Raw genomic sequence first — 24,123 nt, 5'->3', positions numbered from 1 at the left:
CTCCTCGATGCGGTTCGCGGTCCCGCGGTTGTTCCTGGGAGAGCGTTCGGTTGCTCGCTCCCCCAAGAACACGCTGGACCGCCTAGAGTGTTGGTGATCGCTCGGACAGCAGAGCCGCGTAGATGCGACTGAAGGCGACTAGCTGATCGACCGCGAGTGTCTCTCGGCGGGAATCAGCGGGCGAGCGGCCGCTCTGCGGACCGAGGCGCACCGTGTCGATGCCGTGTGCGCGCAGCACGACACCGTCGGTCGATCCGGTCCATCCGGCGATCGGGGGCGGCGCACCGCCGAACTCGGCCTCCCACAACCGCCGGGCGGCGGTCACGATCGGAGCGTCTCGCGGCGTACCGGCCGCGGGGTGTAACGGCTCGGCCGTGACGCCGACGACGCAGTCCCCGAGCGCGGTGCCGGCCAGCGCGACCCGCAGGTGGGCCTCGACCTCCTCGGCCAGCCCGACCGGATCCTCCCCCGGCATGGTGACCACGTAGAGGTCGAGCTGTACGTCCGCGGGCAGGAGATCCGGCTTGGCGGCCGATCCGGAGCGGATCGCGCCCACCCCCGCCTGGGGACCGATCTGCCCCACCGGGCGGCGAGTGGCCAGGTAGCGCTCGCGCCACGCGCCGACAGCGGCGAGGATCTGGCCCGCCTGCGCCGCGATGCCCCCGGACGGAACCGCCGAATCCGGAGCCAGCGCCGCGCCGTAGCCGCCGGTGACCTGGACCCGTAGGTAGAGCGCGCCGGGCTCCTCCCACAGCACCGTTCCCGGGCCGCATTTGGCCACGATCGCGGCCGGCGGGCGCGGATGGTCCGCCAGGTAGGCCAGTACGCCCGCGGACCCACCGCCGCGACGGTGCGTCCCGGAGCCGGCGAGCAGAAGGCTGCCACGCCGGGCGGCCACGAAGCCGACCAGTGCGGCCGCCGCCGGCGCCCGCGCCACGCCCAGCCCGAACCCCTCGACCCGGCCGTCCCGCACATGCAGCGGACCGGCGCCGTCCGCCCGGCCGGTGATCGCGGCATCGGACTCCGCCCCGTTCAGCGATGTGTCCAGGTGCGAGTACAGCAGCGGGCCCGTCCCGCAGGCCGCCACCAGGTTCGCCCCTTCGGGCGAGTACCGCCGCACCGTCCAGGCGATGTCCGGCCACCGCGCGGCACACCAGTCCCGCAGCGCCGTGGCGGCCGCGAGTTCGTGTCCGCGCGGAGCCGGCGTCGCGTCCAGCACGCGCAGGACGTCGAGGATCTCGGCGCTCAGAAACGACCCCAGTCGTCCGACGCCGGGCGCCACACGTCGATGTTGCGCGGGTCGGCCGGCATCTTGCGGGCCCGGTGGGTCTCGTGCTCCTCGGGGGTGAAGACCCGGTGCCTGTCGCAGAGCTCGAAGCGTGGACCGAACCTGAGATCGTGCATGTAGAACGCGATCGACGTCGACGCGGAGTGGTTGACGATGTCGGAGGCGATCGGCGCGCCCTTGTACAGCGCCCGCGCCCGCATCCGCATGACGTGATCGAGGCTCTTCATGGCGAAGCACAGGTGCGCCACGTAGTGCTCGCTGTTGTTCTGCAGGGCGAGGCTGTGGTGGTAGCGGTCCTCGCAGCGCAGGAACGTGGTGGACCCGACGATCTGGTCGGAGGGCAGGAAGTTAGGACCTTCGTGTAGAACTCGAGGCTCTCCTCGTATCGCGATGTCGCGATGAACGGGTGCACGAGGTCGACCGGGCGGATCTCGAGGTGCGGCGGCTCGGCGTACTCCTGGAACTCCGTGAACAGCTCGATGATCAGACCGTCCGGGTCCTTGACGGCGAAGCCGTTGTCGCACAAGGCCCGCTGGCGCTCCTGCAGCGGCAGCACCTGGTGGCCGGCGTCGAGCACCCGCTTGTGTAGCTGCTCGAGCACCTCTTCGTTCTCGACGCTGTAGCCCACGGCCACGGTCCAGCCGTTCTCCCGCTCCGGCGCGTTGATCAGCTCAATCGAGTGGTGCTCGATGTCGGCGCGCAGGTACGCGTACTCGTCGGTGCGCTGTTCGAGCTGCAGCCCGACGTGGTACTCGAGGAAGTCGATGGTCGCCTGCATGTCGGGCACCTCGATGCGGGCGTACTCCATACCGTACGGCCCGCGCGGCCGCTCGCTCTTCGTCATGTGCTGCGCCCCTCTGTCGGCGGCCGCCGGCCGCTCGGTGTACTCGTAGGCCGTGATCGCCTGCTGAGCGATCACCGGTCGCCACGTCACGCGCACGAAGCTCTCGTGCGAGTCGCTTTGCAGGTAGCCGAGCAGGTCGTCGTTGGTGGCGAACTCGACGGACATGGTGTGTGTGAAGGTCGTGTCCCGGGTGCTGATGTTCTGGCCCATCGACCAGTTCCGCATCGCCGGGTAGCGGTCCGGGAACGTCGCGAGCGTCGCGAGCACCGACGCACGAACCGCGGCGGGGACCTCGTCCTTGAACCGGAAGGAAAGCGTATGCCTGATCATGGTGTCCCTAAAGAATGAAGCTCAGGCGCGCACCGGGCGGCAGCGCCTCATGCGTGAGGATGGACCGGCGCAGCCAGAAGCGCAGTCCGTCGTCCGCGGGCAGCAGGAGGTGCTCGTAGCGCCCGACGTAGGTGTCGAACTGCCCGTCGCGCGCGCGGTGCACCACGAACGACGCGGTCACCCGGAGCTTGTCCTCGTGGGCGAACGCGCGCACGTTCGAGATGAGCCGGTGCGTGCGCGAGTGCGGGTTCTCGGCGTGCGCCTTGCGGGACTTGAGCCGCTTGACCCGGGCCCGCAGCAGATCGTAGTCGTCGTCGACGAACGAGCCGGACTCGTGCAACGACCAGCCGCCGTAGTCGGTGGTCGGGATCTCGTAGCGAGCGCCCTCCACGAACAGCGCCAGCCAGTCGTCGTAGCGCCAGGCGTCCAGGATGTCGGCCTCCTCGTAGAGGAAGTCCTCTACCTGGGCCCGGCTCAGCGCGCGCCCGGCCACGGTCACCACGCCGTATTCGCCTACGGCTGTCATCGCACGTCCCGTCCTTCCAGGAAACTCGCCGGCCGCTTGCCGACAACCCGCAGCCCGTTGTCGATACCGACGGCGCCGACCCAGTGCCGCCAGAACCCACGCATCGCGCCTTCGTCGATCGATCTACCCTGCACGCCCTTCACCTCGTCGATCATGCCGCGGGACATGTCGCTGAAGTCCAGTTCGCTCCGCCGTTCCTTGGCGGTCGCCTCGATACCACGCTGCACCGCTTCGTACGCCTCGATGTCGTCGGGCGTCGCCAGGCCACCGGGGCCGACGAAGCTGACGACCGTCTTCATCCGCAGCGCGCGGGAGGCCGGGTCCTCGACGCGGGGCACGAGCTGCCAGGCGCGCACGTCGGTCTGACCGGCGCTGACCGGCTCGAGCTGGCGGATCGAGAGACCCTCGATGTCGAACAGGAGCAGGTTGGGGAAGACGAACAGGATGTGACTCTCGTCGGCCACATAGTGCGCGCGCTTCTCCCCGAGCCGCTCGGCCATCTCCTTGCGGTGGGCCTCGGTGCGCGCGCGCTCGTCCGCACCGAATCGCGGCTCCCAGATCATGCTGATCCGGCCGCCGTGCCCGGTCAGCACGAGCAGCGAGTGGCCGTTGCCGAGGTTGTAGGCGTACTGGTCGTCGTCGGTGACCGCGAAGCCGTTCTCGCGCAGGTACCCGACGAACGTGTTGTGCGTGGGCGAGAAGTGGTACCCGTCCATCGCGTTCTCCACCGCGAGCTTCCAGTTGCCCCGCACGCTGTACAACTGCACGCCGGGAAGCGTCGTCATACCGCCGACGTGCTGTTGCTCGATCATGGTCATGTAGTCGGCCGCGCCGCCGAGGTACTCCAGCAGCGGCGGCACGTCCGGGTTGAAGGACACGAAGACGTAGCCCTCGTGAATCTCCAGGCGCGGTACGGCGCGCAGCTTCATGCTCTCGCGCAGGCCCTCACTGCCCTCGTACGCGGAGTCGTCCGGGATCGCGGCGACGTCGCCGTTGTTACGGAACGTCCACGCGTGGTAGAAGCACTGGAACAGTTTGCTGGAACCCGCCGTCTCGCGGCAGAGCACGGTGCCCCGGTGCGGGCACGAGTTGAGCCAGGCGCGCACCTCGCCGTCCGTGTCCCGACAGAAGATCAACGGCCGCCCGGCGAGTGTTCGTACGATGAAGTCGTTCGGCTTGGCGATCTCGGTCTCGTGCCCGAGGTACAGCCAGCTTTGCAGCCAGACGTTGTCCCGTTCGCGGTCGAAGATCTCCGATGAGCGGTATGCCTCTCGGTTCACCCGGAAGGTCAGCCGGTCCCAATCCTCGACGATCATCGGCATGCCTGCTCCGTCGCGACCCGCCTGCGGCATGGAGATCCGCTCCTTCGCTCGTTCAAATTATCCTGCATCATGAGATGCCATCTCACAATGCGCTAAGATTCTCCCAGCCGGCGGGGGGTGTCAAGACTAGCCCGCAACTGGGCCGAGGTGTTGACGGGACCAGGCACGCTTGCCATCATGGCGTCTCGCAATGAAAAACGGCATCTCGTCATATGACATCCGAGAGCGGAGGCTCTGCCCATGCCGTACGTCATCACCTCGTCTTGCGTCGACGTCATGGACAAGTCCTGCGTCGAGGAGTGCCCCGTCGACTGCATCTACGAGGGCGACCGGATGATGTATATCCAACCGGACGAGTGCGTCGAATGCGGCCGCTGCGAGCCGGTCTGCCCGGAGGTATCGATCTTCCACCACGAGGATCTGCCCGAGGCGGTCCAGCAGTTCGAGCGGATCAACGCGGAGTTCTTCGCCGGGCTCGGCTCGCCGGGCGGGGCGCGCAAGGTCGGCCGGACCGGCGCCGATCACCCGGACGTGGCCTCATGAGCGGCTCGGAGGGCCCGAGCGAGCACGAGGTTGACCTGCTCATCGTGGGCGCCGGCCCGACGGGACTGTACGGCACCTACTACGCGGGCTTTCGCGGGCTGAAGGTCGCACTGCTCGACTCGCTGCCCGAGGTGGGCGGGCAGGTCGCGGCGCTGTACCCGGAGAAGGCGATCTACGACGTGGCCGGCTTCCCGGCCGTGCGCGGTCAGGACCTGGTGGACGCGCTGTACGCCCAGGCGGCGCAGGCGGATCCGCTCCTGCTGCTCGGCCGCAGCGCTGTCGCGGTGCACGAACACGACGATGGTGTGGACGTGACGACCGACACCGGCGATGTGGTCCACGCGAAGGCGTTGCTGATCACCGCCGGCATCGGCAACTTCACTCCCCGCAAACTTCCCGCCGGCTCGGAGTACGCCGGTCGCGGGCTGCGCTACTTCGTCCCGCGGCTCGACGAGCTCGCCGGCTTGGACGTCGTCGTCGTCGGCGGCGGGGACTCGGCACTGGACTGGGCGCTCGGCCTGGAGCCGATCGCCCGCAGCGTCACGCTGGTGCACCGCCGGCCGCAGTTCCGGGCGCACGAGCGCAGCGTCGAGCAGTTGCACGCCTCGTCCGTCCGCGTGCTCACGCCGTACGAGGTACACAAGATCAGCGGCGAGGTCGCGGTCGAGGGGGTCGTCGTGACGACGCGCGCCGGCGACCGGCAGGAACTGCCCGCACAGGCGGTCGTGGCCGCACTCGGATTCATCGCCGACCTCGGGCCGATCGAGGGATGGGGGCTGCAACTGCGGCGCCGGCACATCCTCGTCGACCGCACCATGCGCACGAACCTCTCCCGCGTGTTCGCGGCCGGCGACGTCGCCGACTACGACGGCAAGATCAAGCTGATCTCCATCGGCTTCGGCGAGGCGGCGCTGGCGGTCAACCACATCACCACCGTTGTCCGGCCGGGTTCGTCGGCCACGCCCGGCCACTCCTCGGACCTGTGATGCCGTGCTGACCAGCGCCCGGTCGCGGTGCGCCACCCAGCGGGCACATGACGTGCGACTAGTAGGCTATGACCGCAAACCCGCCCCGCGCGGGGCTGAGCCCCTGCTCCTGAGTCGTAGGGTTGCTCGCGGGCCGTCGCGTCACATCGCTTGTCGACGACCAACTGCCGGCGCTGCATCATTGAGACCACCGACGCGACTCTTGGAGCGGGACCGCGTGGCGCAGCACTACCACCATATGCGAGAACCACGCCAGATGACGCAACTGTATATAGTACTCCAGCACGCCGATCGCCAGGTGTCTGACGCCCGAATTGAGGACCGATGAGCCCGAGAACGACACCAGAGTCGGAATCCTCGGAGTCCACCGCGGCACCGACGATCCAGACGGTGCAGCGTGCGGCCATAGTCCTGAGCTCCTTCACCGTCAGCAAGCCCTATCTGAGCCTGAATGAGATCACCAGCCAGTTGGGCGCGAGCAAGGCGACGGCGCACCGCTACACCAAGGCCCTGCGGGCGGCCAATCTCCTGCGTTACGACGAGCGCACCGCGCTGTATTCACTCGGGCCGCAGGTATTGACGCTCGCTGGGGCGGCCCGCGCCGGGCTGCCGATCGTCGACGCGGCCGAGCCGTACATGGACCAATTGGTGAAGACGGTCGACGAAACCGTCGTGCTCAGCGTGTGGGACGGAGAAACCGCGACGGTCGTACGCTCGGCGGACAACACCGACCACATCATACGGATCGGTGTCCGGGCCGGCGCGCGGCTGGATCTGACGAACTCTGCCCAAGGTCGGGTGTTCTGCGCCTTCCTGCCCCGGGATCAGGTGCCCAGCCTGACCAAGCTCCTGCGCCGATCCCCGGAACTGGAGCAGGAGTTCGAGGGAATCCGCAAGCATGGGTTGTCGCTGAACTCGCCGGACATCAACGGCGTCCGGACGATCGCCGCGCCGATCTTCGAGGGTTCGTCGATCGTCGCCGCGATGGCCATCGTGGGCACGACCGTGAGCATCTCGACCGACATCGACTCCCCGCAGGCGCAGGCGCTGCTTGCGACGACCCGCGCCTTGTCGCAGCGGCTCGGCAACCCCGAATAGCCTTTCGCCAGCCTCATCGACAAACCAATCGACAAACTCGGACCAATGCTGGTCCAGGGCTCGGCGGCGTGCGACGAGCACGCGGTTGAGCGAGGACGTGCGGGGCCGGGACGTGTGCTCCCCGGTCCCGCGGTCGTCCAGCGGTGACATCGGCACGTCCTCGCCCTGCCCGTCACGCCGCCGCCTACTTCACCAACGATGCCGGCGACGGCGCCCGTGTGCTGCGCGGCTGCCACGCACACCGCACCGTCCGCCCGATTATCCCCGCCGGTTCAGGAGTGGTTGATGGTCAACCCGTGGTTCGAGTCCGTTGCCGAGGCCCAACGCCGCGCCAGGAAACGCCTACCCAAGTCCGTCTACAGCGCGCTGGTCGCCGGCTCCGAACGCGGCGTGACCCTCGAAGACAACCAGGCCGCCTTCGCCGAGCTCGGCTTCGCGCCCTACACCGCCGGGGCCGCCGGTCTCATCGCCACGCTGGACTGGTCGTTCTCGATGGGCCGCGACTGGGGCAGCCCACACCTCCCCGAACGCATCACTCCCGTCCTCGGAGGTGCCCGATGACTTCGACGCTGAAGCCCACCCAGCAGCTTGACCGCGTGGTCATCCGCATCGCCGGCGACTCCGGCGACGGGATGCAGCTCACCGGCGACCGCTTCACCCAGGAGACGGCGATCTTCGGCAACGACCTGTCGACGCTACCGAACTTCCCGGCGGAGATCCGCGCGCCGCAGGGGACCCTGGCCGGCGTCTCGTCGTTCCAGCTACACTTCGCCGACCACGACATCCTCACCCCGGGCGACCGGCCGGACGTCCTCGTCGCGATGAACCCCGCGGCGCTCAAGGCGAACCTGGCCGACGTGCCGAAGGGCAGCACGCTGATCATCGACACCCACGACTTCAGCCAGCGCGCGCTGGCCCGGATCGGATGGGCGTCGAACCCCCTGGAGGACGGCACGCTGGCCGGCTACACCGTGCACGCGGTCGACCTGACCCAGCTAACCCTGGACGCCCTCGCGGGCAACGAGCTGTCCCGCAAGGACGCCGGCCGGTCGAAGAACATGTTCGCCCTGGGGCTGCTGTCGTGGATGTACTCCCGCCCCATGGAGGGGACGCTGAGCTTCATCCGGCAGAAGTTCGCGAGCAAGCCGGCGATCGCCGAGGCGAACATCATCGCGTTCAAGGCGGGGTGGAACTACGGCGAGACGACCGAGGCGTTCGCCGTCGCGTACGAGATCAAGCCCGCGGCGCTGCCGGCCGGGGTGTACCGCAACATCTCCGGCAACCTGGCACTGTCGTACGGCCTGATCGCCGCGGCCCGGCGGTCCGGGCTGCCGATGTACCTGGGCGCCTACCCGATCACGCCGGCGTCGGACATCCTGCACGAGCTGAGCAAGCACAAGCGGTTCGGTATCCGCACGTTCCAGGCCGAGGACGAGATCGCCGGCATCGGCGCGGCGCTCGGCGCCTCCTTCGGCGGGGCGCTGGCGGTCACCACGTCGTCCGGGCCGGGCATCGCCCTCAAGGGCGAGACCGTCGGCCTAGCCGTGTCGCTGGAGCTGCCGCTGGTGGTCGTCGACGTGCAGCGCGGCGGCCCGTCCACCGGCCTGCCGACCAAGACCGAGCAGTCCGACCTGCTGCAGGCGATGTACGGCCGCAACGGTGAGGCGCCGGTGCCGATCGTGGCCGCCCAGTCCCCGGGGGACTGCTTCTACGCCGCGTTCGAGGCGGCGCGGATCGCGCTCACGTACCGCACTCCCGTGTTCCTGCTCACCGACGGCTATCTCGCCAACGGCTCCGAGCCGTGGCGGGTGCCCACGCCGGCGGAGCTGCCGGACCTGACCGTCGACTTCGCCACCGAGCCGAACGGTCCGGACGGCACGTTCCTGCCGTACCTGCGCGACCCGCAGACGCTGGCCCGGCCGTGGGCGGTGCCCGGCACCCCGGGGCTGGAGCACAGGGTCGGCGGCATCGAGAAGGCGGACAAGACCGGCAATATCAGCTACGACCCGGACAACCACGACTTCATGGTCCGGACCCGCCAGGCGAAGGTCGACGCGGTCGCGGCCTCCCTGCCGCCGCTGGTCGTTGACGACCCCGCCGGCGACGCCCGGGTGCTGGTGCTCGGGTGGGGCTCCACCTACGGCCCGATCGGCGCGGCCTGCCGGCAGGTCCGCGCGAGCGGCCTGCCGGTCGCACAGGTCCACCTGCGGCACCTCAACCCGTTCCCGGCCGACCTCGGGGCGATCCTGGCCCGCTACGACAAGGTCGTGATCCCCGAGATGAACCTGGGCCAGCTCGCGACCCTCATCCGCGCGCGCTACCTCGTCGACGCGATCAGCGTCACTCAGATCCGTGGCCTGCCGTTCAAGGCCGACGAACTCACCGACATGCTCCAGGAAGTGATCTCGAATGGCTGACACAGCCCACGGCTCGGGCCCGAGCGGCCCTTCGCTCGGTCTGAAGCCGAAGGACTTCAAGACCGACCAGGAGGTCCGCTGGTGCCCCGGCTGCGGTGACTACGCGATCCTCGCGGCCGTGCAGGGCTTCATGCCCGAGCTCGGCATCCCGCGCGAGAACATCGTGTTCGTGTCCGGCATCGGCTGCTCCAGCCGGTTCCCGTACTACATGAACACCTATGGCATGCACTCCATCCACGGGCGCGCGCCGGCGATCGCCACCGGCCTGTCCACGTCCCGTACCGACCTGTCGGTGTGGGTCGTCACCGGTGACGGCGACGCGCTGTCGATCGGCGGCAACCACCTGATCCACGCACTGCGCCGCAACGTCAACCTCAAGATCCTGTTGTTCAACAACCGGATCTACGGGCTGACCAAGGGCCAGTACTCCCCCACCAGCGAGATCGGCAAGATCACCAAGTCGACGCCGATGGGGTCGCTGGACAACCCGTTCAATCCCGTCTCGGTCGCTCTCGGCGCGGAGGCCACGTTCGTCGCCCGCACCCTCGACAGCGACCGCAAGCACCTGCAGTCGGTGTTGCGCGCCGCCGCCGAGCACTCCGGCACGGCGCTGGTCGAGATCTACCAGAACTGCAACATCTTCAACGACGGCGCGTTCGACCTGCTCAAGGACGCCGAGACCCGCGACGACTGGACCATCCACCTGGAGCACGGCCGACCGCTGCGCTTCGGCAAGGACGGCGAGAAGGCCGTGGTCTGGGGCGAGCACGGCGCGCTCGCGATCGAGCACGGCTTCGCCGCCGACGACCCGCGAGTCGTCGTGCACGACGCCCACGCGGACAACCCGTCGTTCGCCTTCGCCCTGTCCCGGCTGTCGCTCGACTCCCGCTACACCCCGATGGGCGTGTTCCGCTCCGTCGAGCGCCCCACCTACGACGAGGCCATGGCCGCCCAGCTAGAGGCCGCGGCGACGAAGGCACCCGGCGACGACAACGCGTTGCAGCGGCTGCTGCTCGGCAACGACACCTGGACCGTCGGCTGAGCGGTGCCACAAAACCTCGACGGCTGCCGTCCGGAGGTTCAGCCGGGCGGCAGCGGTCGAGGGTGGTATGCACGGATCGCGGCCGGGCCGCGGATCGGGTCAGTCGCGGTCGCGCAGGACCGCGTCCAGCTCCAGCTTCGCAAGGAGATCCGCACGCGGCGGAACGAAGAAGTCGATGTTCACGCAGGGCCCCTCGGTGGGCTCCACGTAATGCTCAGCGCCCCGCGGTACGAGCAGGAACGAACCGGCCCGCATGTCGTTCGCCGCGCCGTCGACGTAGTAGTCGCACCGCCCGGACTCGATGTAGACGAGCTGGTCGAAGTCGTCGTGCGAGTGGGGGTTGACCTCCATGCCAACCTCCAGCTCGTGGTGCGCGATCAGGACCTCGTCGGTGGCGAAGATGCGCCGCCGGACGCCGGGCCGGATCTCCCGCTGCGGTATGTCGGCCCAGTTGATCACCTTGCCGAACAGGGCGGGATTGCGTGGCGACATCAGGCTTCCTCCTCAATGAGTGTGGCGGCCCCGGGGCCGCCGCGGGCAGTTGCAGGCTCACGCCGATACGCCGCCTCGCCACGGAACGGTCTCCACCAGAGTCGCCGTACGCCAGGTGCCAGTCACGTATCGCGGCCAGTTCGACGACGCTGGCACCCAGGTCACATGCGGTCCTGTCCGAGCGCCGGCGACTGGAGTCTCGGGCTGGCGAAACGTAACACCGGCCATCCCGTCATGCAATACGGTTCGTTGCAATACGAGATATCTGGAAGGCCGATCAGGGCAGCGGCTTGACTTGTGCGCGCCGCTACGCCCGGTTTACTAGGATTTTTGGCGCCTGGCGATCCCGGCCGGCCACGTCCGACCCCGCCGACGGGCGGCGCGGCACGAACCCGCGCCACGCGCCGATGCGATTACACAATACGAGAGAGCATATTGACTGGTGGAATGCACTCGTCGATGATCCCTAGGTGACCACGATTGACACAGTGATCGATCAGCCAGGCGCGCTCATCGATGGCGTCTGGACGGGCGGCGACCAGGTTCTGCCCACGATCGATCCGGCGACCGGCGAGGAGCACGGGCGGATCCACACGAGCGCGACCAGCGACGTCGACCGAGCGGTCGCGACCGCACGCGCCGCTTCGCGCGGCTGGTCAAGGACCTCCCCCTCCGAGCGCGGCGCGCTGTTGTCCCGCTGGGCACAACTCATCTTCGAGAACCAGGAACGCCTGGCCCTGTACGAATTCACCCGGGAGAAGGCCGTCGCGGTCAAGCTGCTCCGCGGCCAGGACTGACCGGCCGCGCGACGCACCCCCCAGGTCCCCTCAGATCCCCCTCAGAAGTCTCGGCCGCTGCAGGGTGATGTCCCGCAGCGGCCGAGGCGATGTCCCGAGCGGACGAGGAGGCCGAGGTCAAGATGGGAACGATCCGAGACGCAGCCGCGGTGTCGACGTGGCGGGCACGCCGGTGAAGGCGCTGAGCACCGACGCCGTCGGGAGCCTCGCCCTGCGGGAGCAGCCGTCCCCCGAGCACGACGGCCGGGTCGTCGTGCGGAGCGCCGTCGCGGGGATCTGCGCGACGGACGTACACCTCCTCGACGGCTTCCTGCCGCGGCCGGACCACCCGTTCGTCCTGGGACACGAGGGTGCCGGTGTCGTCGCCTCGGTACCCCCTGGAGTCACCGGCCTGCGGCCCGGCGACCGCGTCGTGCTCTACAGCCCCCTGGTGTGCGGTCGCTGCCGCGAGTGCGCGCGCGGCCGCGAGGAGGTCTGCGCCGATCCGCGCGGTCAGCTCGGGTTCAGTCTCGACGGCACGTTCGCCGACGAGTGGTCGGCACCGGCGAACAACCTCGTCGTGCTGCCGGACTCGGTCTCGTTCGAACTCGGCGCGCTCCTTGGCTGCGCCGGCCTCACCGCTGTCCACGCCGTCCGGCTCGCCGGTCTTGGCGCCGGTGACGTCGCGGTCGTCAACGGTGTGGGCGGCGTCGGTCTCATGCTCATCCAAGTCGCGGCCGCCTGCGGAGCGACAGTGCTCGCCGTGGCCGACGCGGCCGAGAAATGCGCACCTGCCCGGCAGGCGGGAGCATCGGATGTCGTCGTGCTGGGCCGGGGCGGGAGCGCGGCGGTCGTCGCCGAGCTCGGCGAGCTGACCGGAGGCCGCGGTGCCGACCACTACTTCGACCTCGTCGGCACGCGAGAGAGCCTGGACGCCGGGATCGACGCGTTGGCCCGGTACGGCACCGCGATCGTCCTGAGCTCGACGGGAGATCTGGCGCGGATCGACCCGCGCGCGATGCTGCTCAAGCAGACCCGGCTCATCGGCTCGCTCGCCGGCTCGCTCGCCGACCTGCACACCGCCGTCCGGCTCGCGGAACAGGGCGCCCTCACAGCGCAGATCGATCAGCGGTACCCGCTGCGGGAAGCGACCGCGGGCTTCGCCCGGATCCGCAACCGGGAAGCGCTCGGCCGCAACATCATCGTCTGGTAGCGGCTTGCCGCTGCGGGCACCGACGACGCGCGAACGGGTCGGACCGCCCGGAACGAGTGCCGGCCGGCAAGCCTCACTCATTCCGGGCGGTCCGCCGATATGGCTGCCGCCCCTACATCAGTGGCAGCGATCGCCAACGCCGCCGCCGACCGCTGCCTCGATCTGCTCGAGCACCGGCCGGAACTCCTCGAACCGTGCCAGCCGCTCCGGGAGCGTGCTCCAGATCCTGGCTGCGATCTCACGCGCCTCGGCCCGGATCGCCGACTCGTCCACGGTCGTGACCCGCCGGTCGGCCAGCAGCGCCCGCCCGTCGACATAGACGCTGCGTACCGCGCTGCCCAGCTCGCCGTAGGCTAGCTGCTGCCGGAGCTGGGCCGCCGGGGCGGGCCACACGTAGTCGATGTCCAGCACGGTCAGGTCCGCCCGCGCGCCGAGGGACAGCCGGCCGATGTCGGCGCCCATCGCCGCGGCGCCGTTGGTCCAGCACATCGTCAGGCCATCCGTGGCGGTGGGCCAGGTGTGCTGCGGACCCTGGACGCGGTGCAGGATCGTCGAGAGCTTGAGCGTCTCGAACATGTTCTGCGTGTCGTTGCTGCTCGCCCCGTCGGACCCGATCGCCACCCTGGCTCCGGCGCGCAGCAGCGCGGGGACGGGCGCGACTCCGGCGCCGAGCTTGAGGTTGCTCGCCGGGTTGTGCACGGCGACCGCCGGCGTCTGCGCGAACATCTGTATCTCGCGGCTGTCGAGCCAAATCGCGTGTGCGAACGACGCCCAGGGCTCCAGCGCGCCCATCGCGGCGAGAAACTCGACGGTGCTGACGCCGTAGCGCTCCTTCGCCACCGTCACCTGGGACGCCGCGGACAGGAGGTGGGTCTGCAGCCTGACCCCGCGGCCTCGGGCGAGGTCGACGCTCGCCTCGAACAGGGGGGTCGAGCAGCGCGGCAGGGAGGACGGGCCGAGGATCGGCTGAACCCGGGCGGAGCGGCCGGACCAGCGGTCGATGAAGCGCCCGGCCGCCGCGAGCACCTGATCGGGCTGCGCGATCGGTGGCTTGCGCAGGGCGGCGCCACCGGGGACCAGGTCGATGGGGATGGACGAGAAGAAGTCCAGGTCCGAGTACTGGATCGCCACGTTCGCGCGCATGCCGAGATCCACGTACGCCTGCATGATGGCGTCCATGCCCTCGTCGACCCATTCGATGTCCGAGCGCGCACAGTCCAGCACGGCGGTGGTACCGCTGCGCAGCATCTCCAGGCCCCCAACCAGCGCCGAGACGTAGAGGTCACGCGGCGAGAGGCGGGCGCCGGCGCCCCCGTAGCTGGCCAGCACCATCCAGGCATCGAGCGGTAGCGCGTCGCACAGCCCCTTCTCGATGGTCTGGTTGGAGTGCGTGTGCGCGTTGATCAGCCCTGGGATGACGATGTCCCCGGCGAGGTCCACGACCTCGGCCGACTCGGTGGCGGCCGAGGCATGTCGTTCCGCGGCGCCCGTCCCGAGGTCGGTGATCACGCCGTCGACGATGACGACGTCACCCGTCTCACCACCGTGCTGCAGATCCAGAAGCCTGCCGTTGCGCAGAATCAGCGCCGTCATCCCGCGTGTTCCCTTCGCGATTCCCAGTTGCGGAGTTGCTCCTGGAAGCGCACGCGCGCCTCCACCCCGGACAGCTCGCCCGGGCCGCCATACGGCGAATCCTCCGCATCGACCTCGGCGACCAGCAGTGCCGGCGCCACCGGAGCCGCGAGCAGAGCCTCGACTGCGGCCCGCAGCGTGGCCCCCGATGAGGCGCGCTCAATCGTGCGCACCCATGGCCATCCCGTTCCGAGCGCGACGGCGCCGAGGTCGGCCCGCCCGGCCGCGGCCAGCGGCTGCCCGCCACCCGTCTCGTACCGGCCGTTGTGGAAAACAATCACGCGCAGGTTCCCAGGCTCGGCGTCGGCGATCGCGAGCAGCACACCGAGGTTCATCACGAGGTCGCCGTCGCCTTCGAGCAGCAGGAACTGCAGGTCCGGTCGGGCCAGCGCCGCACCCAGCGCCAGGCCCGGCGCGGCGCCCATCGGGTCGGATCCGAAGAACGTGGGGTTCGGCCCGCCGTGGTCACGCCAGGCGCGCCCGGCGCTACCCAGGCTCGTGATGATCACGTGGTTCGGCGCGGCGGCGGCGATCGCCGCCGCCAGTTCGGCGCGCTTCATGCCGCAGCACCCAACAGCGCATCGCGGGTGCACATCAGCACGACCGGACGACGCTGTAGCCATGCCTGCTCACTGGCGCGCTCGAACAGCCAGTCGTCCTGGGGTCCGGTCACCTGATGGACGCTCAACCCGGCGGCAGTGGCCACGCCGACACTCACTTGGCCCTTGTACATCTGGTAGTAGAAACCGTCCTCTGCGCCGCCCCGCGCCGCGGCGACGATGAGCAGCGGTAGCTGGTGGTGGTGGGAGAATGCGGCGAGCACGTTCGTCGCCAGGAGCACACCGGCGTTCTGGCACAGCACGACCGACCGCTTGCCCATCAGCGCCGCACCACCGGCGATTGCCATGGCGTCGTCCTCGCGGCTGACCCGCACGTGCCTGATCTGCTCGTCCGCGGCGACCCGGTCGATGAGCGGGCTCAGCCAACTGTCCGGCAGGGAGGCGGCGAGTTCCACGCCTCCGGCGCGCAGCCGCTCGACAATCCGCCGCGCACGGACGGCCCCGTTCGGCCCTGCCTCACTCATGGCCGCCTCCGCCGAGCAGCCGGTCGGTGACCTGGCCCGCCAATCCGACTGCGGCATCGAGCTTCCACCGCGTGCCCGGTAAGGGATGTGCCTGCCACTCGAACTCCTTGCTGAGAAGTGAGGTCACCGTCTGCCGGGTCGGGCGGGTGCCCGACAGTTCGGTGCGGAGTCGGCGCGGGCTCCACGGCGTCGCCGCCAGTCCGCCGAACGCGAAACGTGGTGACTCCCAACGGCCGTCGGGTGCGATCGAGACCGAGGCGGCAAGCGACACCAGGGCGAAGTCGCCGTCCCACTGCTGTAGCTTGGCGAATGCGCCGGAGCGGCCGCGAGCATCGGCGGCGATCGAAAGCGACTCGATCAACTCGGCCGGCCGCAGGCTCAGCTCCCCCGGACCCTTGAAAAGCCCGGCGATGGAGGTGACCCGGGCGCCCGAAGGCCCCGCGATCCGCACCTGTACATCCAGCGCGGCGAACACCGTGGCGAGGTCCGATGGTGTCACGGCCTGGCAGCGATGGGCACCGATCGCCGCGTGGTGCAGCCGGTGATCACCGGAGACGGCGTAACAGGGGCACGTCACGCCGCCGCGCTTGTAGCAGTCGAAGCCATTGCGGAAGAACCAGCAGCGCTTCGCCTGCCCAAGGTTGCCGCCGACTGTTGCCACCTCACGGATCTGTGCAGAGGCGATCGTGTCGACGGCCTCGGCGAGCAACGGCATCCGTCCGTCCGCCCACCGGCCGAGTTCGGTCAGGGTCACCGCCGCACCGATGCGTAGTCCACCGTCGGCCAGTTCGTCGATGGTGCGCATCGCACTGATCCCTGACGTCCCCACGAGCACCCGCGGGTACGTCAGGGCCTGGTCGCGCTGGACGATGAGGTCGCTGGCGCCCCCGACGACCACCGCATCGGGGGCGGCCAGGGCCGCGACGGCGTCGGCCACGGTGGCCGGCAGGTCGATCGCCTCGACCGGCCGCGGCTCGGGGCGGCGCGCCCACCGCGTGCCGACCCGGTCGAGCAGGTAGTGCAGGCCGAACGGGTACAGCCTGCGGAACAGCTCGATCTGCCAGCGCGACGGGCGGCGCGCCAGGTGGTGGGGGCGCGGCGGCGTGCCGGCGCGCTCCCGCAGCGCGGTCAGCACCACATCCGGCGTGAGCGGGAGTTCCCGGAACCGGATGCCGGTCGCCGCGTACACGGCGTTGAGCAGCGCGGGCGCGGGCGGGATGATCGCGATCTCGCCGACGCTCTTCGCGTCGAACGGCCCAGCCGGCTCCGGTCCCTCGATCAGCTCCACGTCGATCGACGGCACCGCCGTCGCCCGCGGCAACGAGTAGTGCAGGTACGACGGGTTGACCACGCGGCCGTCCTCGTAGATCAGCCGCTCGCCCAGCGCCGCGCCGAGTCCCTGGACGACACCGCCGATGATCTGACCGGTAACCAGGGCCGGGTTGATCGCGCGGCCGATGTCGTGGGCCGCGGTGTAGTCGAGGATCTTGATCACCCCGGTGTCCGGGTCGACCTCAACCTCGACCGCGTGCGCGGCGAACGAGTAGCTCGCCGAGATGTTCGGGCGGTCGATGCCGGTCCAGTAGGGCTGCATCCGTTCCTCGACGTACTCGAGGTCGATGCGCAGGCTGCCGTTTGCCGATTCCGGCGCCAGACAGACCAGATCGCCGATCTCGACGGCGGCATCGGCCGACTCGACCCGGCCCGCGCGCAGCCGCACGTCCGCGGTCCCCAGCTTGGCCGCGCCAAGTTCCAGCAGGCGGTCGGCGAGTGCCTGGGCGGTCTGCCGGGCCGCATGCCCGCCCATGTGGGTACCGCGTGACGACCAGGCTCCCATCTCCGGCGGGGTCTCGTCCCAGTCGGCCATGATGACCCGCACCCGATCGAAGGGAACGCCGAGCACCTCGGCGGCGATCTGCCCCAGAATCGTGCGCTGTCCCGTACCGGCGTCCGCCCCGCCGAAACGCACCACAACGTCGCCGGTACTGGTCACCTCGACGCCGGCCGCGCTGACGTTCCCGCCCGGGTAGGCGTATGAGCCGCTCGCGTGCATCCCGGCCGCGACACCAACGCCGCGCCAGGGCCGCGTCGCGCTCCGCTTCTCGTCCCAGCCGATCCGCTCGCGCACGCTCTGCAGGCACTCGACGAGCCGATTCGAGCCGATCAACGCCCCGGCGAGGGCCCGGGTGTCGGGGTAGCTGGCATTGTGGATGCGGAACTCCAGCGGATCGCGGCCGCATCGCTCGGCGAGCTCGTCGACCGCACACTCAAGCGCGATCGCCGTCTGGGGTTGCCCGTACCCGCGAAACTGCCCACCGGGCACGAGGTTCGTGTCGACCAGTCGGGCGTCCCACCGCACCGCATCCGGTCGGTACATCGACCCGAACTGCTTGATGCCGGCACGCATCACCGAGGGCCCGTAGTGGTTGTACGCCCCGTTGTCGACGTCGACCGTGGCGTCCAGAAAGCAGATCCGGTCCTCCGCGTCGATGTGCGCGGAAAGCGTCGTGGTGAACGCGTGCCGCGGCTTCGTGAACGCGAACTCCTCGGCGCGTGACAGCTCCAGCAGTACCGGCTGCCCGCACTTCATCGACAGCGCGGCGGCCAGCGCTTCGTGCTCGGACACCTTCGACTTCGACCCGAAGCCACCGCCGACCGACACGTCGCGGCAGACGACCTGATCCAGCCGTAGCCCGAGCACCCGCGCCAGCTCGTGTACCACGAAATGCGGCGCCTGGGAGGAGGTCCACAGTTCGAGCCGCTCGTCGTGCCACCAGGCGATCGTGGTGTTCGGCTCCATGCAGGCATGGTTCACCCGGGGATACCGGTAGGTGCCCTCGACCGAGGTGACGGCGTTGCGGGTGGCCAGTTCCAGATCGCCCCAGTGATCCGCCGTGGCCACGGCCACGTTCGTGCCGCTCGGGCGCTCGTGCAGGCGCGGTGCCCGCCGATCGAGCGCGGCCGGCACCGACAGCACGGCCGGAAGCCGACGGTACCGGACCACGATCCGTCGCACTGCCTCCTCGGCGGCCTCCGCGGTGTCGGCGGCCACCGCGGCGACCTCGTGCCCGACGTAGAGCACACGGTCGACGGCCAGCGGCGAGCGGTCGGAGTACGGCTCGCCGCTGTGCTCGTACACGATCCCGGGCGCGAAGTCGGCAGCGGTGACGATCGCACGGACTCCGGGCACGCGCAGCGCGGCGCTGACGTCGAGCTTTCGAATCCGCGCATGCGGGACCGGCGCGCGCAGCACCCGAGCCACCAGCGTTCCGGCGGGCGGCGCGTCCGCGGCGTACCGGGCCGTGCCTGACGTCTTCTCGTCCCAGTCGATCGGACGCACGGAACGACCGACCACCGTCATGAGCCGGCCTCCACGGCCCGCCCGCGCGACTGCGCCACCGCGCAGACGGCGTCCACGATCTGGCGGTACCCGGTGCACCGGCAGACGTTCCCCGCCATGGCGCGAGTGATCTCGTCCCGGCTTCGGTGCAGGTCCTCGCGGAGCACGGCTTCGGCCCGCACGACTTGCCCCGGCGTGCAGAACCCGCACTGGAACGCGGCGTGATCGGCAAACGCGGCGCGCAGATCGTCGCACGCCGCTCCCAGCCCGGCCGCGGTGGTGACATCCGCGGACACGAGCACGGCCAATGTCGTGCAGGCCATGATCGCCCGTCCGTCGACAAGAACGGTGCAGGCGCCACACTCGCCCCGCCGGCAGGACGCTTTCGGAGCCGTGTAGCCGGCGGCCCGCAGCTCGTCCAGCAGGGTCGCGTGCGGCGGCCCCGTGATCGTCAGCCGCGCGCCGTCGACCCTGATCGTCCGTACCGGCGCGCCCGCTGATCCTCCCGAGTCGCTGGGAGTTGCCATCTCAACTGTCCAGTGCTTCCGTCAACCCGGCCAAGTCGGTGACGACGCCGTGGAAACGTTCGATGCTCGCCAGGGTCGCGGCATGCGCCGCGTCATCAGAGTCGGCTACACACTCGGCGGGAACGACGACGTCGAAGTCCCGCGCGTACGCGTCGCGGATCGTCGAGTCGACACAGAAGCTCGTGGTCGTCCCGGTCACAACGAGCACCTGAACGGCACGCATGCGCAGCTCGCACTCGAGCGTGGTCTGGAAGAACGCGCTCGAACGGTGCTTCACGACGACCTCGTCGCGATCCTCCCTGACCGCCTTCATCTCGTCCAGGAGCTCGGCGTCCCAGGTGCCGCGCCGGCACAGTTCCAGCTTGACGCCACGCCGTTCCAGGTGCGACGGGATCCGCCGGCGCGCGCGAGTGACGTCGTTGCCGTAGTGCACCTGCTGGGTGAACCACACCGGGATGTCGAGGCGGTGCGCCAGGTCGATCGTGGAGATCACGTTGGGGATGATCTCCCGCGGCCGGCGGACCGCGTCCGCGCCGAACGCCTTCCCCCGCGAACCCTCGGGGTGGCAGAAGCCGTTCTGCATGTCGACGACCAGCAGCCCTACGTCCCGCGGATCGAGCTTGGCACTAAGCGGCATGCCAGTTCCTATTCTTTGTCAGGTCCGGCTCGGGTTTGGTGATGACCTGGCCGCTACCGGGTTCGGCCAGGACCTTGCCGTCGCGGAAGACGACTTCGCCACGGCGCATCGTCAACGTCGGCCAGCCGCGCAACGGCACGCCCTCGAACGCGCTGGGGAACTCGCTCTGCGTGACCTCGGGGCCGACCGTGGCCTCGTGGTCCATGTCGACCACGACGAGGTCGGCGTCCGAGCCGACCTGGAGCGTGCCCTTACGCGGGTAGAGGCCGAACAACCGAGCCGGGTTGTACGCCATGGTCTCGGCGACCTTCTCCAGGCTGATGCGGCCCTTGAGGACGCCCTCGGTCAGCACGACCGGCAGCATCGTCGCCAGGCCCGCGAAACCCGGGGCCTCCTCCCAGAAGCCCTTGCCGGACTTGGCGATCGGCACGTGGTCGGATCCGATGGTGGCGATCCAGCCCTCGCGCAGGCCCCGCCAGAGCTCGGCCTGGTGCTCCGCGTTGCGCAGGGCCGGGGCCACCTTGCCGACGCCGGAGCCGTGGGCGGTGAGCCGGGGGTCGTCAGCGGTGAGCGCGAGGTAGTGCGGGCAGGTCTCGAGGACGACGGTGCGTCCCTTGCGCCGTGACTCGGCCGCCGCGTCCACGGCCATGCCCACGGTGGTGTGGGGCACGTAGAGCGGGCACTCCTGGAGGTCGGCCAGCCAGATCGCCCGCAGCAGGTCCTGCTCCTCGACGAAGTCGGGGCGCGACTCGGTGTAGGCGGCCAGGTCGTTACCGCCGCGGGCCTTCACCTGGGCGGTGAGGTGGCACACCAGCGAGTCGTCCTCGCAGTGGACCATGCACCAGGCGTGCGGACCGAGCTCGCGGATGCGCTCCATCGCCGCGTAGAGCACCGCGTCGTTGACCGAGACCAGTCCGATCGGGTTTCCCGGCTCGTAGCCGCCCATGTAGAATTTGAAGCTCGTCACGCCGAACTCCTCGGCGTACCGCGGGATCTCGTACACCTGCTCCATCGTCGAGATGATGAAGTGGAACTGCGTGTCGACGAGCATCCTGGTCCGGGCCAGTTCCAACTCGGGCGGGAACGTGTCGAGGAAGGACGTGCCGGAGCGGCGATACTGCAGCACGGTGGTCACGCCGCCGCGTGCCGCACTGGCCGTCTCCGAAGCGAAGATCTCGGCGAGCGGCCGGCCGCCGCCGAGGTGGACGTGGGGGTCGACCAGCCCGGGCAGCACGTACTTGCCACCGCAGTCGATCCGTTCGGCGGCCTCGGGGAGCGCCCGCTCGTCACCGATGGCCACGACGCGACCATCCGCGATGGCGATCGCGGCGTCGACGATGCCGCTCGGGCTGACGATCCGCCCGCCCGCTACCAGCTTGTCTACCTGCATATGTCTTCCAGTCCTCGCCTCGTGATGGCCGAAGATCATCGAATCGCGGGCCGGACCGGCACGCGATTCGCGGGAGGGTAGCTGTCGGCCGCTAACCCAAAGGGTTTGAGAACATCTCCTGCCGCCGGGCCGCCGGCTTCAGCGGCCGAACCGGTGCGGCAATGCCGTCCATGGGACGCTATCCAGGGCGCAAGGGCATGTCAAGAATGCGGAACGACATCTTGCGATATAAGATGGCAGCCTACTCCGTCGAGCCCTTTCCCGACCGTGGTCAGCAGGCCGGTCAGGGCCGCGTCGGCCCGCTCGACGAGATACCTGAACAGCTCGGCACCCTGCTCGGCCGACGCACCGGCAGGGTCCCGGAGCACGCCGTTTCCGCTCACGGCCCGAACGCCGTCCGGGTGTGGCAGCAGATCGTGACCGGGTTGCAGGCCCGCGCCGACGCGGCTGGGCTGATTACCTGGGATGTCAGCGTGGACTCCACGGTCGCCCGGGCGCATCAGCACGCCGCCGGCGCCCGCCGGGAGCCCGCCGGGCAGGTGGAGCCGCCGGGCGGGGTTGAGCAAGAGCCGACCGATCATGCTCTCGGTCGTTCCCGTGGCGGGCTGACCACGAAGATTCACCTGGGGTGTGAGCAGGGTCAGAAGCCGTTGTCGCTGGTGTTGACCGCCGGGCAGCGCGGGGACAGCCCGCAGTTCACGGTCGTGCTGGACGGGATCCGGGTGCCGCGGCTGGACGGTGGCCGGCCCCGGACCCGCCCGGACCGGGTCCTGGCCGACAAGGCGTACACGTCCAAGGCGAACCGCCGGTATCTGCGTCGGCGCGGGATCAAGGCGACCATCCCATCCAAGGCCGATCAGGACGCCAACCGTCGCAAGCTGGGGTCGAAGGGCGGCCGACCGCCGGCCTTCGACCCAGACCTGTACCGGCAGCGCCACGCGGTGGAGTGCGGTATCAACCGACTGAAACGCCACCGCGCCATCGCGACTCGATACGACAAGCTCGCCGTGCGCTACCAGGCCACAGTCCGCATCGCTGCCATCAACGAGTGGCTCGGATCCCGCCTATGAAACACGGCCTAGTAGTGCTTTGTTAGGTCTGTCGATGTCTGTTGCGGTGTAACGGTTTCACGGTTTGGTGGCAGGTTGGGCATGCGCCGGTCCAGGTCGCGAGCATGAGTTGCAGCTCGTGGATGACCTTGTAGAGGGTCAGGCCGGCGCAGCCGCTTTTGGGTCGAGTCGCAGCATGCTGATGAACAGGTGCGCGGCGGTGACGAGGGTGACGTGGCGGTGCCAGCCCAGCCAGGAGCGGCCTTCGAAGTGGTCGAGGCCGAGCCCGGTCTTGAGTTCGCGGTAGTCGTGCTCGATCCGCCAGCGGATTTTCGCGGTGCGGACCAGGTCGGCCGCGGGGGTGTCGGCGGGTTGGCTGGACAGCCAGTAGGTGACGGGTTCGGGCTGGTCCTCGGGCCATTGGGCGATCAGCCAACGTTCGGGCAGGCTGCCGTCGGGGGCGCGGGTGATGCGGTGCCCGGCTGGGCGGACCCGCAGGAACACGAATTGTGAGCTGAGGGTGCCTTTGCTGCCCTCACGCCAGGAAACGGTGATCGCCGCGGCGCGGCCGGCGTCCTGGACGTGCTGGGCAACGCTGATCGCATCGTCCGGGTAGTCGGGCCGGGCGTGGGCCGGTGGGCGGCCGCGCCCGGACCAGGTGCGTGCCACGGGCGTTGCGTCGGCGGCGTGGGCGAGGGTTTCGCCTTTGACCTGGACGCTGTAGGCGATGTCACGTTCGTCGAGGGCGGCCCGGAACGGGCCGCTGTCGCCGTATCCGGAATCCGCGGCCACCAGCGGTGGCCGCAGCCCGTGCTCGGCGAGCCCGTCGAGCATCTCGATCGCCAGCATCCACTTCGGGCGGTGGCCTTCGCCCTCCGGAACCGCGGACTTGCTGCGTCGTTGCCGCGCCGCCTCGGTCACCGCCTCGACATCGACCTCGACAGCGATAGGCGCGGCCGGCGCCGCGGCCCGCGGGGCGTTCGTCAACGTCTTGCGCTGCTTGACCTTGGCCGCCTTCACCGCCGCCGGTCCGGCTTTGGTCACGTCCCACGACTCCGGCAGGAACAACCGCCAATCAAGCGGACACGACGCGGTATCGGTGACCGCGTGGACACTGACCCCGATCTGACAGTTCGCGACCTTCCCGAGGGTGCCCGAGTACTGCCGGGCCACGCCCGGCGAGCCGGTGCCGTCCTTCGGGAACCCGGTGTCGTCGATCGCCCACGCGACCGGCTCGATCAACTCGACCGCCCGGGCGGCCAGCCGTGCCCGCACCGCAGCGGTGTCCCACGTCGAGGTCGTCACGAACTGCTGCAATCCCTGATGATCGACCCCAAGGCGTTCTGCCATCGGCTGCATCGACTTGCGCCGCCCGTCCAGCAGCAGCCCACGCAGATACGTCACGCCTTTCGCCCGCTGATCCGACCGGGCCAGCGGCGCGAACACCTCCGCCGCGAACGCCTCCAAGCGTTGCCGCACAACCGAAAGCTCGTAAGGGGTCACCGAGACATGAAACTACCTGTTCAGCCCAAGCGACCCCCGACACGCCGAACCTAACAAAGCACTACTAGGACCCGCTTCCCGCAG

At 69.7% G+C, this 24,123-nt stretch carries 23 protein-coding genes; 9 read left to right on the top strand and 14 right to left on the bottom strand.

The genetic code is table 11. The features are described from left to right. Positions 1 to 82: 82 nt before the first annotated feature. Genes Drose_RS15620 through Drose_RS15600 form a run of 5 tightly spaced genes read right to left on the bottom strand, consistent with a single transcriptional unit; the run spans position 83 to position 4,310 of the window. Complete coding sequence (locus Drose_RS15620) at positions 83 to 1,282, bottom strand: zinc-binding metallopeptidase family protein (RefSeq protein ID WP_260728922.1); 1,200 nt, start codon at positions 1,280 to 1,282, stop codon at positions 83 to 85. After that, entirely contained in the window at positions 1,246 to 1,515 is a 270-nt protein-coding gene (locus Drose_RS15615; protein ID WP_260728921.1) for a holo-ACP synthase, read from the bottom strand. The genes Drose_RS15620 and Drose_RS15615 overlap by 37 nt, the downstream gene beginning before the upstream one ends. Beyond that, positions 1,512 to 2,462, bottom strand: coding sequence for a Dabb family protein (locus Drose_RS15610; protein WP_260728920.1), 951 nt, complete (start codon positions 2,460 to 2,462; stop codon positions 1,512 to 1,514). Before Drose_RS15610 ends, Drose_RS15615 begins: the two co-directional genes overlap by 4 nt. 7 nt (positions 2,463 to 2,469) lie before the next feature. Next, complete coding sequence (locus tag Drose_RS15605; RefSeq protein WP_260728919.1) at positions 2,470 to 2,988, bottom strand: aromatic-ring-hydroxylating dioxygenase subunit beta; 519 nt, start codon at positions 2,986 to 2,988, stop codon at positions 2,470 to 2,472. Continuing rightward, on the bottom strand, positions 2,985 to 4,310 hold the full coding sequence (locus Drose_RS15600; RefSeq protein WP_260728918.1) for an aromatic ring-hydroxylating oxygenase subunit alpha: 1,326 nt from the start codon (positions 4,308 to 4,310) through the stop codon (positions 2,985 to 2,987). Before Drose_RS15600 ends, Drose_RS15605 begins: the two co-directional genes overlap by 4 nt. 240 nt (positions 4,311 to 4,550) lie before the next feature. On the opposite strand from Drose_RS15600, the gene fdxA reads away from it, so the two are divergent. The 6 genes from fdxA to Drose_RS15570 all read left to right on the top strand — a co-directional run bounded on the left by fdxA (position 4,551) and on the right by Drose_RS15570 (position 10,396). Continuing rightward, the gene (gene fdxA / locus Drose_RS15595) at positions 4,551 to 4,853 is read left to right on the top strand and encodes a ferredoxin (protein ID WP_260728917.1); all 303 of its coding nucleotides are present in this window, start codon (positions 4,551 to 4,553) and stop codon (positions 4,851 to 4,853) included. Next, positions 4,850 to 5,839: an NAD(P)/FAD-dependent oxidoreductase gene (locus Drose_RS15590; RefSeq protein WP_260728916.1), complete on the top strand. Its 990-nt coding sequence runs from the start codon at positions 4,850 to 4,852 to the stop codon at positions 5,837 to 5,839. The genes fdxA and Drose_RS15590 overlap by 4 nt, the downstream gene beginning before the upstream one ends. 390 nt (positions 5,840 to 6,229) lie before the next feature. Continuing rightward, the gene (locus Drose_RS15585; protein ID WP_260728915.1) at positions 6,230 to 6,937 is read left to right on the top strand and encodes an IclR family transcriptional regulator; all 708 of its coding nucleotides are present in this window, start codon (positions 6,230 to 6,232) and stop codon (positions 6,935 to 6,937) included. A gap of 285 nt (positions 6,938 to 7,222) precedes the next feature. Further along, positions 7,223 to 7,498, top strand: coding sequence for a beta/alpha barrel domain-containing protein (locus Drose_RS15580; protein WP_260728914.1), 276 nt, complete (start codon positions 7,223 to 7,225; stop codon positions 7,496 to 7,498). After that, a complete protein-coding gene (locus Drose_RS15575; RefSeq protein WP_260728913.1) occupies positions 7,495 to 9,354 on the top strand; it encodes a 2-oxoacid:acceptor oxidoreductase subunit alpha in 1,860 nt (619 codons plus the stop codon). The genes Drose_RS15580 and Drose_RS15575 overlap by 4 nt, the downstream gene beginning before the upstream one ends. Then, complete coding sequence (locus Drose_RS15570; protein ID WP_260728912.1) at positions 9,347 to 10,396, top strand: 2-oxoacid:ferredoxin oxidoreductase subunit beta; 1,050 nt, start codon at positions 9,347 to 9,349, stop codon at positions 10,394 to 10,396. The genes Drose_RS15575 and Drose_RS15570 overlap by 8 nt, the downstream gene beginning before the upstream one ends. 99 nt (positions 10,397 to 10,495) lie before the next feature. Here the strand turns inward: Drose_RS15570 and Drose_RS15565 are convergent, their stop codons facing one another. Then, entirely contained in the window at positions 10,496 to 10,888 is a 393-nt protein-coding gene (locus Drose_RS15565) for a cupin domain-containing protein (protein WP_260728911.1), read from the bottom strand. 470 nt (positions 10,889 to 11,358) lie between these two features. Here Drose_RS15565 and Drose_RS15560 point away from each other — a divergent pair, with 470 nt between their 5' ends. Beyond that, positions 11,359 to 11,685, top strand: coding sequence for an aldehyde dehydrogenase family protein (locus Drose_RS15560; protein WP_260728910.1), 327 nt, complete (start codon positions 11,359 to 11,361; stop codon positions 11,683 to 11,685). A 157-nt stretch (positions 11,686 to 11,842) separates the two neighbouring features. Then, entirely contained in the window at positions 11,843 to 12,877 is a 1,035-nt protein-coding gene (locus Drose_RS15555) for an alcohol dehydrogenase catalytic domain-containing protein (protein WP_260728909.1), read from the top strand. A gap of 117 nt (positions 12,878 to 12,994) precedes the next feature. Here the strand turns inward: Drose_RS15555 and Drose_RS15550 are convergent, their stop codons facing one another. The 7 genes from Drose_RS15550 to Drose_RS15520 are packed head-to-tail and all read right to left on the bottom strand — an operon-like array spanning position 12,995 to position 21,487. After that, positions 12,995 to 14,470, bottom strand: a complete 1,476-nt coding sequence (locus Drose_RS15550) for an amidohydrolase family protein (RefSeq protein WP_260728908.1) — start codon at positions 14,468 to 14,470, stop codon at positions 12,995 to 12,997. Continuing rightward, positions 14,467 to 15,069: a thiamine pyrophosphate-dependent enzyme gene (locus Drose_RS15545; RefSeq protein ID WP_260728907.1), complete on the bottom strand. Its 603-nt coding sequence runs from the start codon at positions 15,067 to 15,069 to the stop codon at positions 14,467 to 14,469. The genes Drose_RS15550 and Drose_RS15545 overlap by 4 nt, the downstream gene beginning before the upstream one ends. Then, positions 15,066 to 15,593, bottom strand: coding sequence for a thiamine pyrophosphate-binding protein (locus tag Drose_RS15540; RefSeq protein WP_260728906.1), 528 nt, complete (start codon positions 15,591 to 15,593; stop codon positions 15,066 to 15,068). The genes Drose_RS15545 and Drose_RS15540 overlap by 4 nt, the downstream gene beginning before the upstream one ends. Further along, positions 15,586 to 18,954: a molybdopterin cofactor-binding domain-containing protein gene (locus Drose_RS15535; protein WP_260728905.1), complete on the bottom strand. Its 3,369-nt coding sequence runs from the start codon at positions 18,952 to 18,954 to the stop codon at positions 15,586 to 15,588. Before Drose_RS15535 ends, Drose_RS15540 begins: the two co-directional genes overlap by 8 nt. After that, positions 18,951 to 19,460, bottom strand: coding sequence for a (2Fe-2S)-binding protein (locus Drose_RS15530; RefSeq protein WP_260728904.1), 510 nt, complete (start codon positions 19,458 to 19,460; stop codon positions 18,951 to 18,953). The genes Drose_RS15535 and Drose_RS15530 overlap by 4 nt, the downstream gene beginning before the upstream one ends. A 1-nt stretch (position 19,461) precedes the next feature. Then, on the bottom strand, positions 19,462 to 20,097 hold the full coding sequence (locus tag Drose_RS15525) for a cysteine hydrolase family protein (protein WP_260728903.1): 636 nt from the start codon (positions 20,095 to 20,097) through the stop codon (positions 19,462 to 19,464). Then, positions 20,087 to 21,487, bottom strand: a complete 1,401-nt coding sequence (locus Drose_RS15520) for a dihydroorotase (protein ID WP_313900022.1) — start codon at positions 21,485 to 21,487, stop codon at positions 20,087 to 20,089. The genes Drose_RS15525 and Drose_RS15520 overlap by 11 nt, the downstream gene beginning before the upstream one ends. 233 nt (positions 21,488 to 21,720) lie before the next feature. On the opposite strand from Drose_RS15520, the gene Drose_RS15515 reads away from it, so the two are divergent. Beyond that, on the top strand, positions 21,721 to 22,557 hold the full coding sequence (locus Drose_RS15515; protein ID WP_390891395.1) for an IS5 family transposase: 837 nt from the start codon (positions 21,721 to 21,723) through the stop codon (positions 22,555 to 22,557). 138 nt (positions 22,558 to 22,695) lie between these two features. Here Drose_RS15515 and Drose_RS15510 read toward each other — a convergent pair whose 3' ends face one another. Further along, the gene (locus tag Drose_RS15510) at positions 22,696 to 24,039 is read right to left on the bottom strand and encodes an IS701 family transposase (protein WP_260728902.1); all 1,344 of its coding nucleotides are present in this window, start codon (positions 24,037 to 24,039) and stop codon (positions 22,696 to 22,698) included. Positions 24,040 to 24,123: the final 84 nt, after the last annotated feature.

Source organism: Dactylosporangium roseum, assembly GCF_025264685.1.
Lineage (GTDB): Bacteria > Actinomycetota > Actinomycetes > Mycobacteriales > Micromonosporaceae > Dactylosporangium > Dactylosporangium roseum.
This window is presented reverse-complemented; position numbering and strand designations above follow the sequence as displayed.

What these genes read in the sequence shown, in the direction of transcription:
- Drose_RS15615 (WP_260728921.1), bottom strand. Translation starts at nt 1,515, where the DNA reads ATGAAGAGCCTCGATCACGTCATGCGGATGCGGGCGCGGGCGCTGTAC.
- Drose_RS15610 (WP_260728920.1), bottom strand. Translation starts at nt 2,462, where the DNA reads ATGATCAGGCATACGCTTTCCTTCCGGTTCAAGGACGAGGTCCCCGCC.
- Drose_RS15605 (WP_260728919.1), bottom strand. Translation starts at nt 2,988, where the DNA reads ATGACAGCCGTAGGCGAATACGGCGTGGTGACCGTGGCCGGGCGCGCG.
- Drose_RS15600 (WP_260728918.1), bottom strand. Translation starts at nt 4,310, where the DNA reads ATGCCGATGATCGTCGAGGATTGGGACCGGCTGACCTTCCGGGTGAAC.
- fdxA (WP_260728917.1), top strand. Translation starts at nt 4,551, where the DNA reads ATGCCGTACGTCATCACCTCGTCTTGCGTCGACGTCATGGACAAGTCC.
- Drose_RS15590 (WP_260728916.1), top strand. Translation starts at nt 4,850, where the DNA reads ATGAGCGGCTCGGAGGGCCCGAGCGAGCACGAGGTTGACCTGCTCATC.
- Drose_RS15580 (WP_260728914.1), top strand. Translation starts at nt 7,223, where the DNA reads ATGGTCAACCCGTGGTTCGAGTCCGTTGCCGAGGCCCAACGCCGCGCC.
- Drose_RS15575 (WP_260728913.1), top strand. Translation starts at nt 7,495, where the DNA reads ATGACTTCGACGCTGAAGCCCACCCAGCAGCTTGACCGCGTGGTCATC.
- Drose_RS15570 (WP_260728912.1), top strand. Translation starts at nt 9,347, where the DNA reads ATGGCTGACACAGCCCACGGCTCGGGCCCGAGCGGCCCTTCGCTCGGT.
- Drose_RS15565 (WP_260728911.1), bottom strand. Translation starts at nt 10,888, where the DNA reads ATGTCGCCACGCAATCCCGCCCTGTTCGGCAAGGTGATCAACTGGGCC.
- Drose_RS15550 (WP_260728908.1), bottom strand. Translation starts at nt 14,470, where the DNA reads ATGACGGCGCTGATTCTGCGCAACGGCAGGCTTCTGGATCTGCAGCAC.
- Drose_RS15545 (WP_260728907.1), bottom strand. Translation starts at nt 15,069, where the DNA reads ATGAAGCGCGCCGAACTGGCGGCGGCGATCGCCGCCGCCGCGCCGAAC.
- Drose_RS15540 (WP_260728906.1), bottom strand. Translation starts at nt 15,593, where the DNA reads ATGAGTGAGGCAGGGCCGAACGGGGCCGTCCGTGCGCGGCGGATTGTC.
- Drose_RS15535 (WP_260728905.1), bottom strand. Translation starts at nt 18,954, where the DNA reads ATGACGGTGGTCGGTCGTTCCGTGCGTCCGATCGACTGGGACGAGAAG.
- Drose_RS15530 (WP_260728904.1), bottom strand. Translation starts at nt 19,460, where the DNA reads ATGGCAACTCCCAGCGACTCGGGAGGATCAGCGGGCGCGCCGGTACGG.
- Drose_RS15525 (WP_260728903.1), bottom strand. Translation starts at nt 20,097, where the DNA reads ATGCCGCTTAGTGCCAAGCTCGATCCGCGGGACGTAGGGCTGCTGGTC.
- Drose_RS15520 (WP_313900022.1), bottom strand. Translation starts at nt 21,487, where the DNA reads ATGCAGGTAGACAAGCTGGTAGCGGGCGGGCGGATCGTCAGCCCGAGC.
- Drose_RS15515 (WP_390891395.1), top strand. Translation starts at nt 21,721, where the DNA reads ATGGCAGCCTACTCCGTCGAGCCCTTTCCCGACCGTGGTCAGCAGGCC.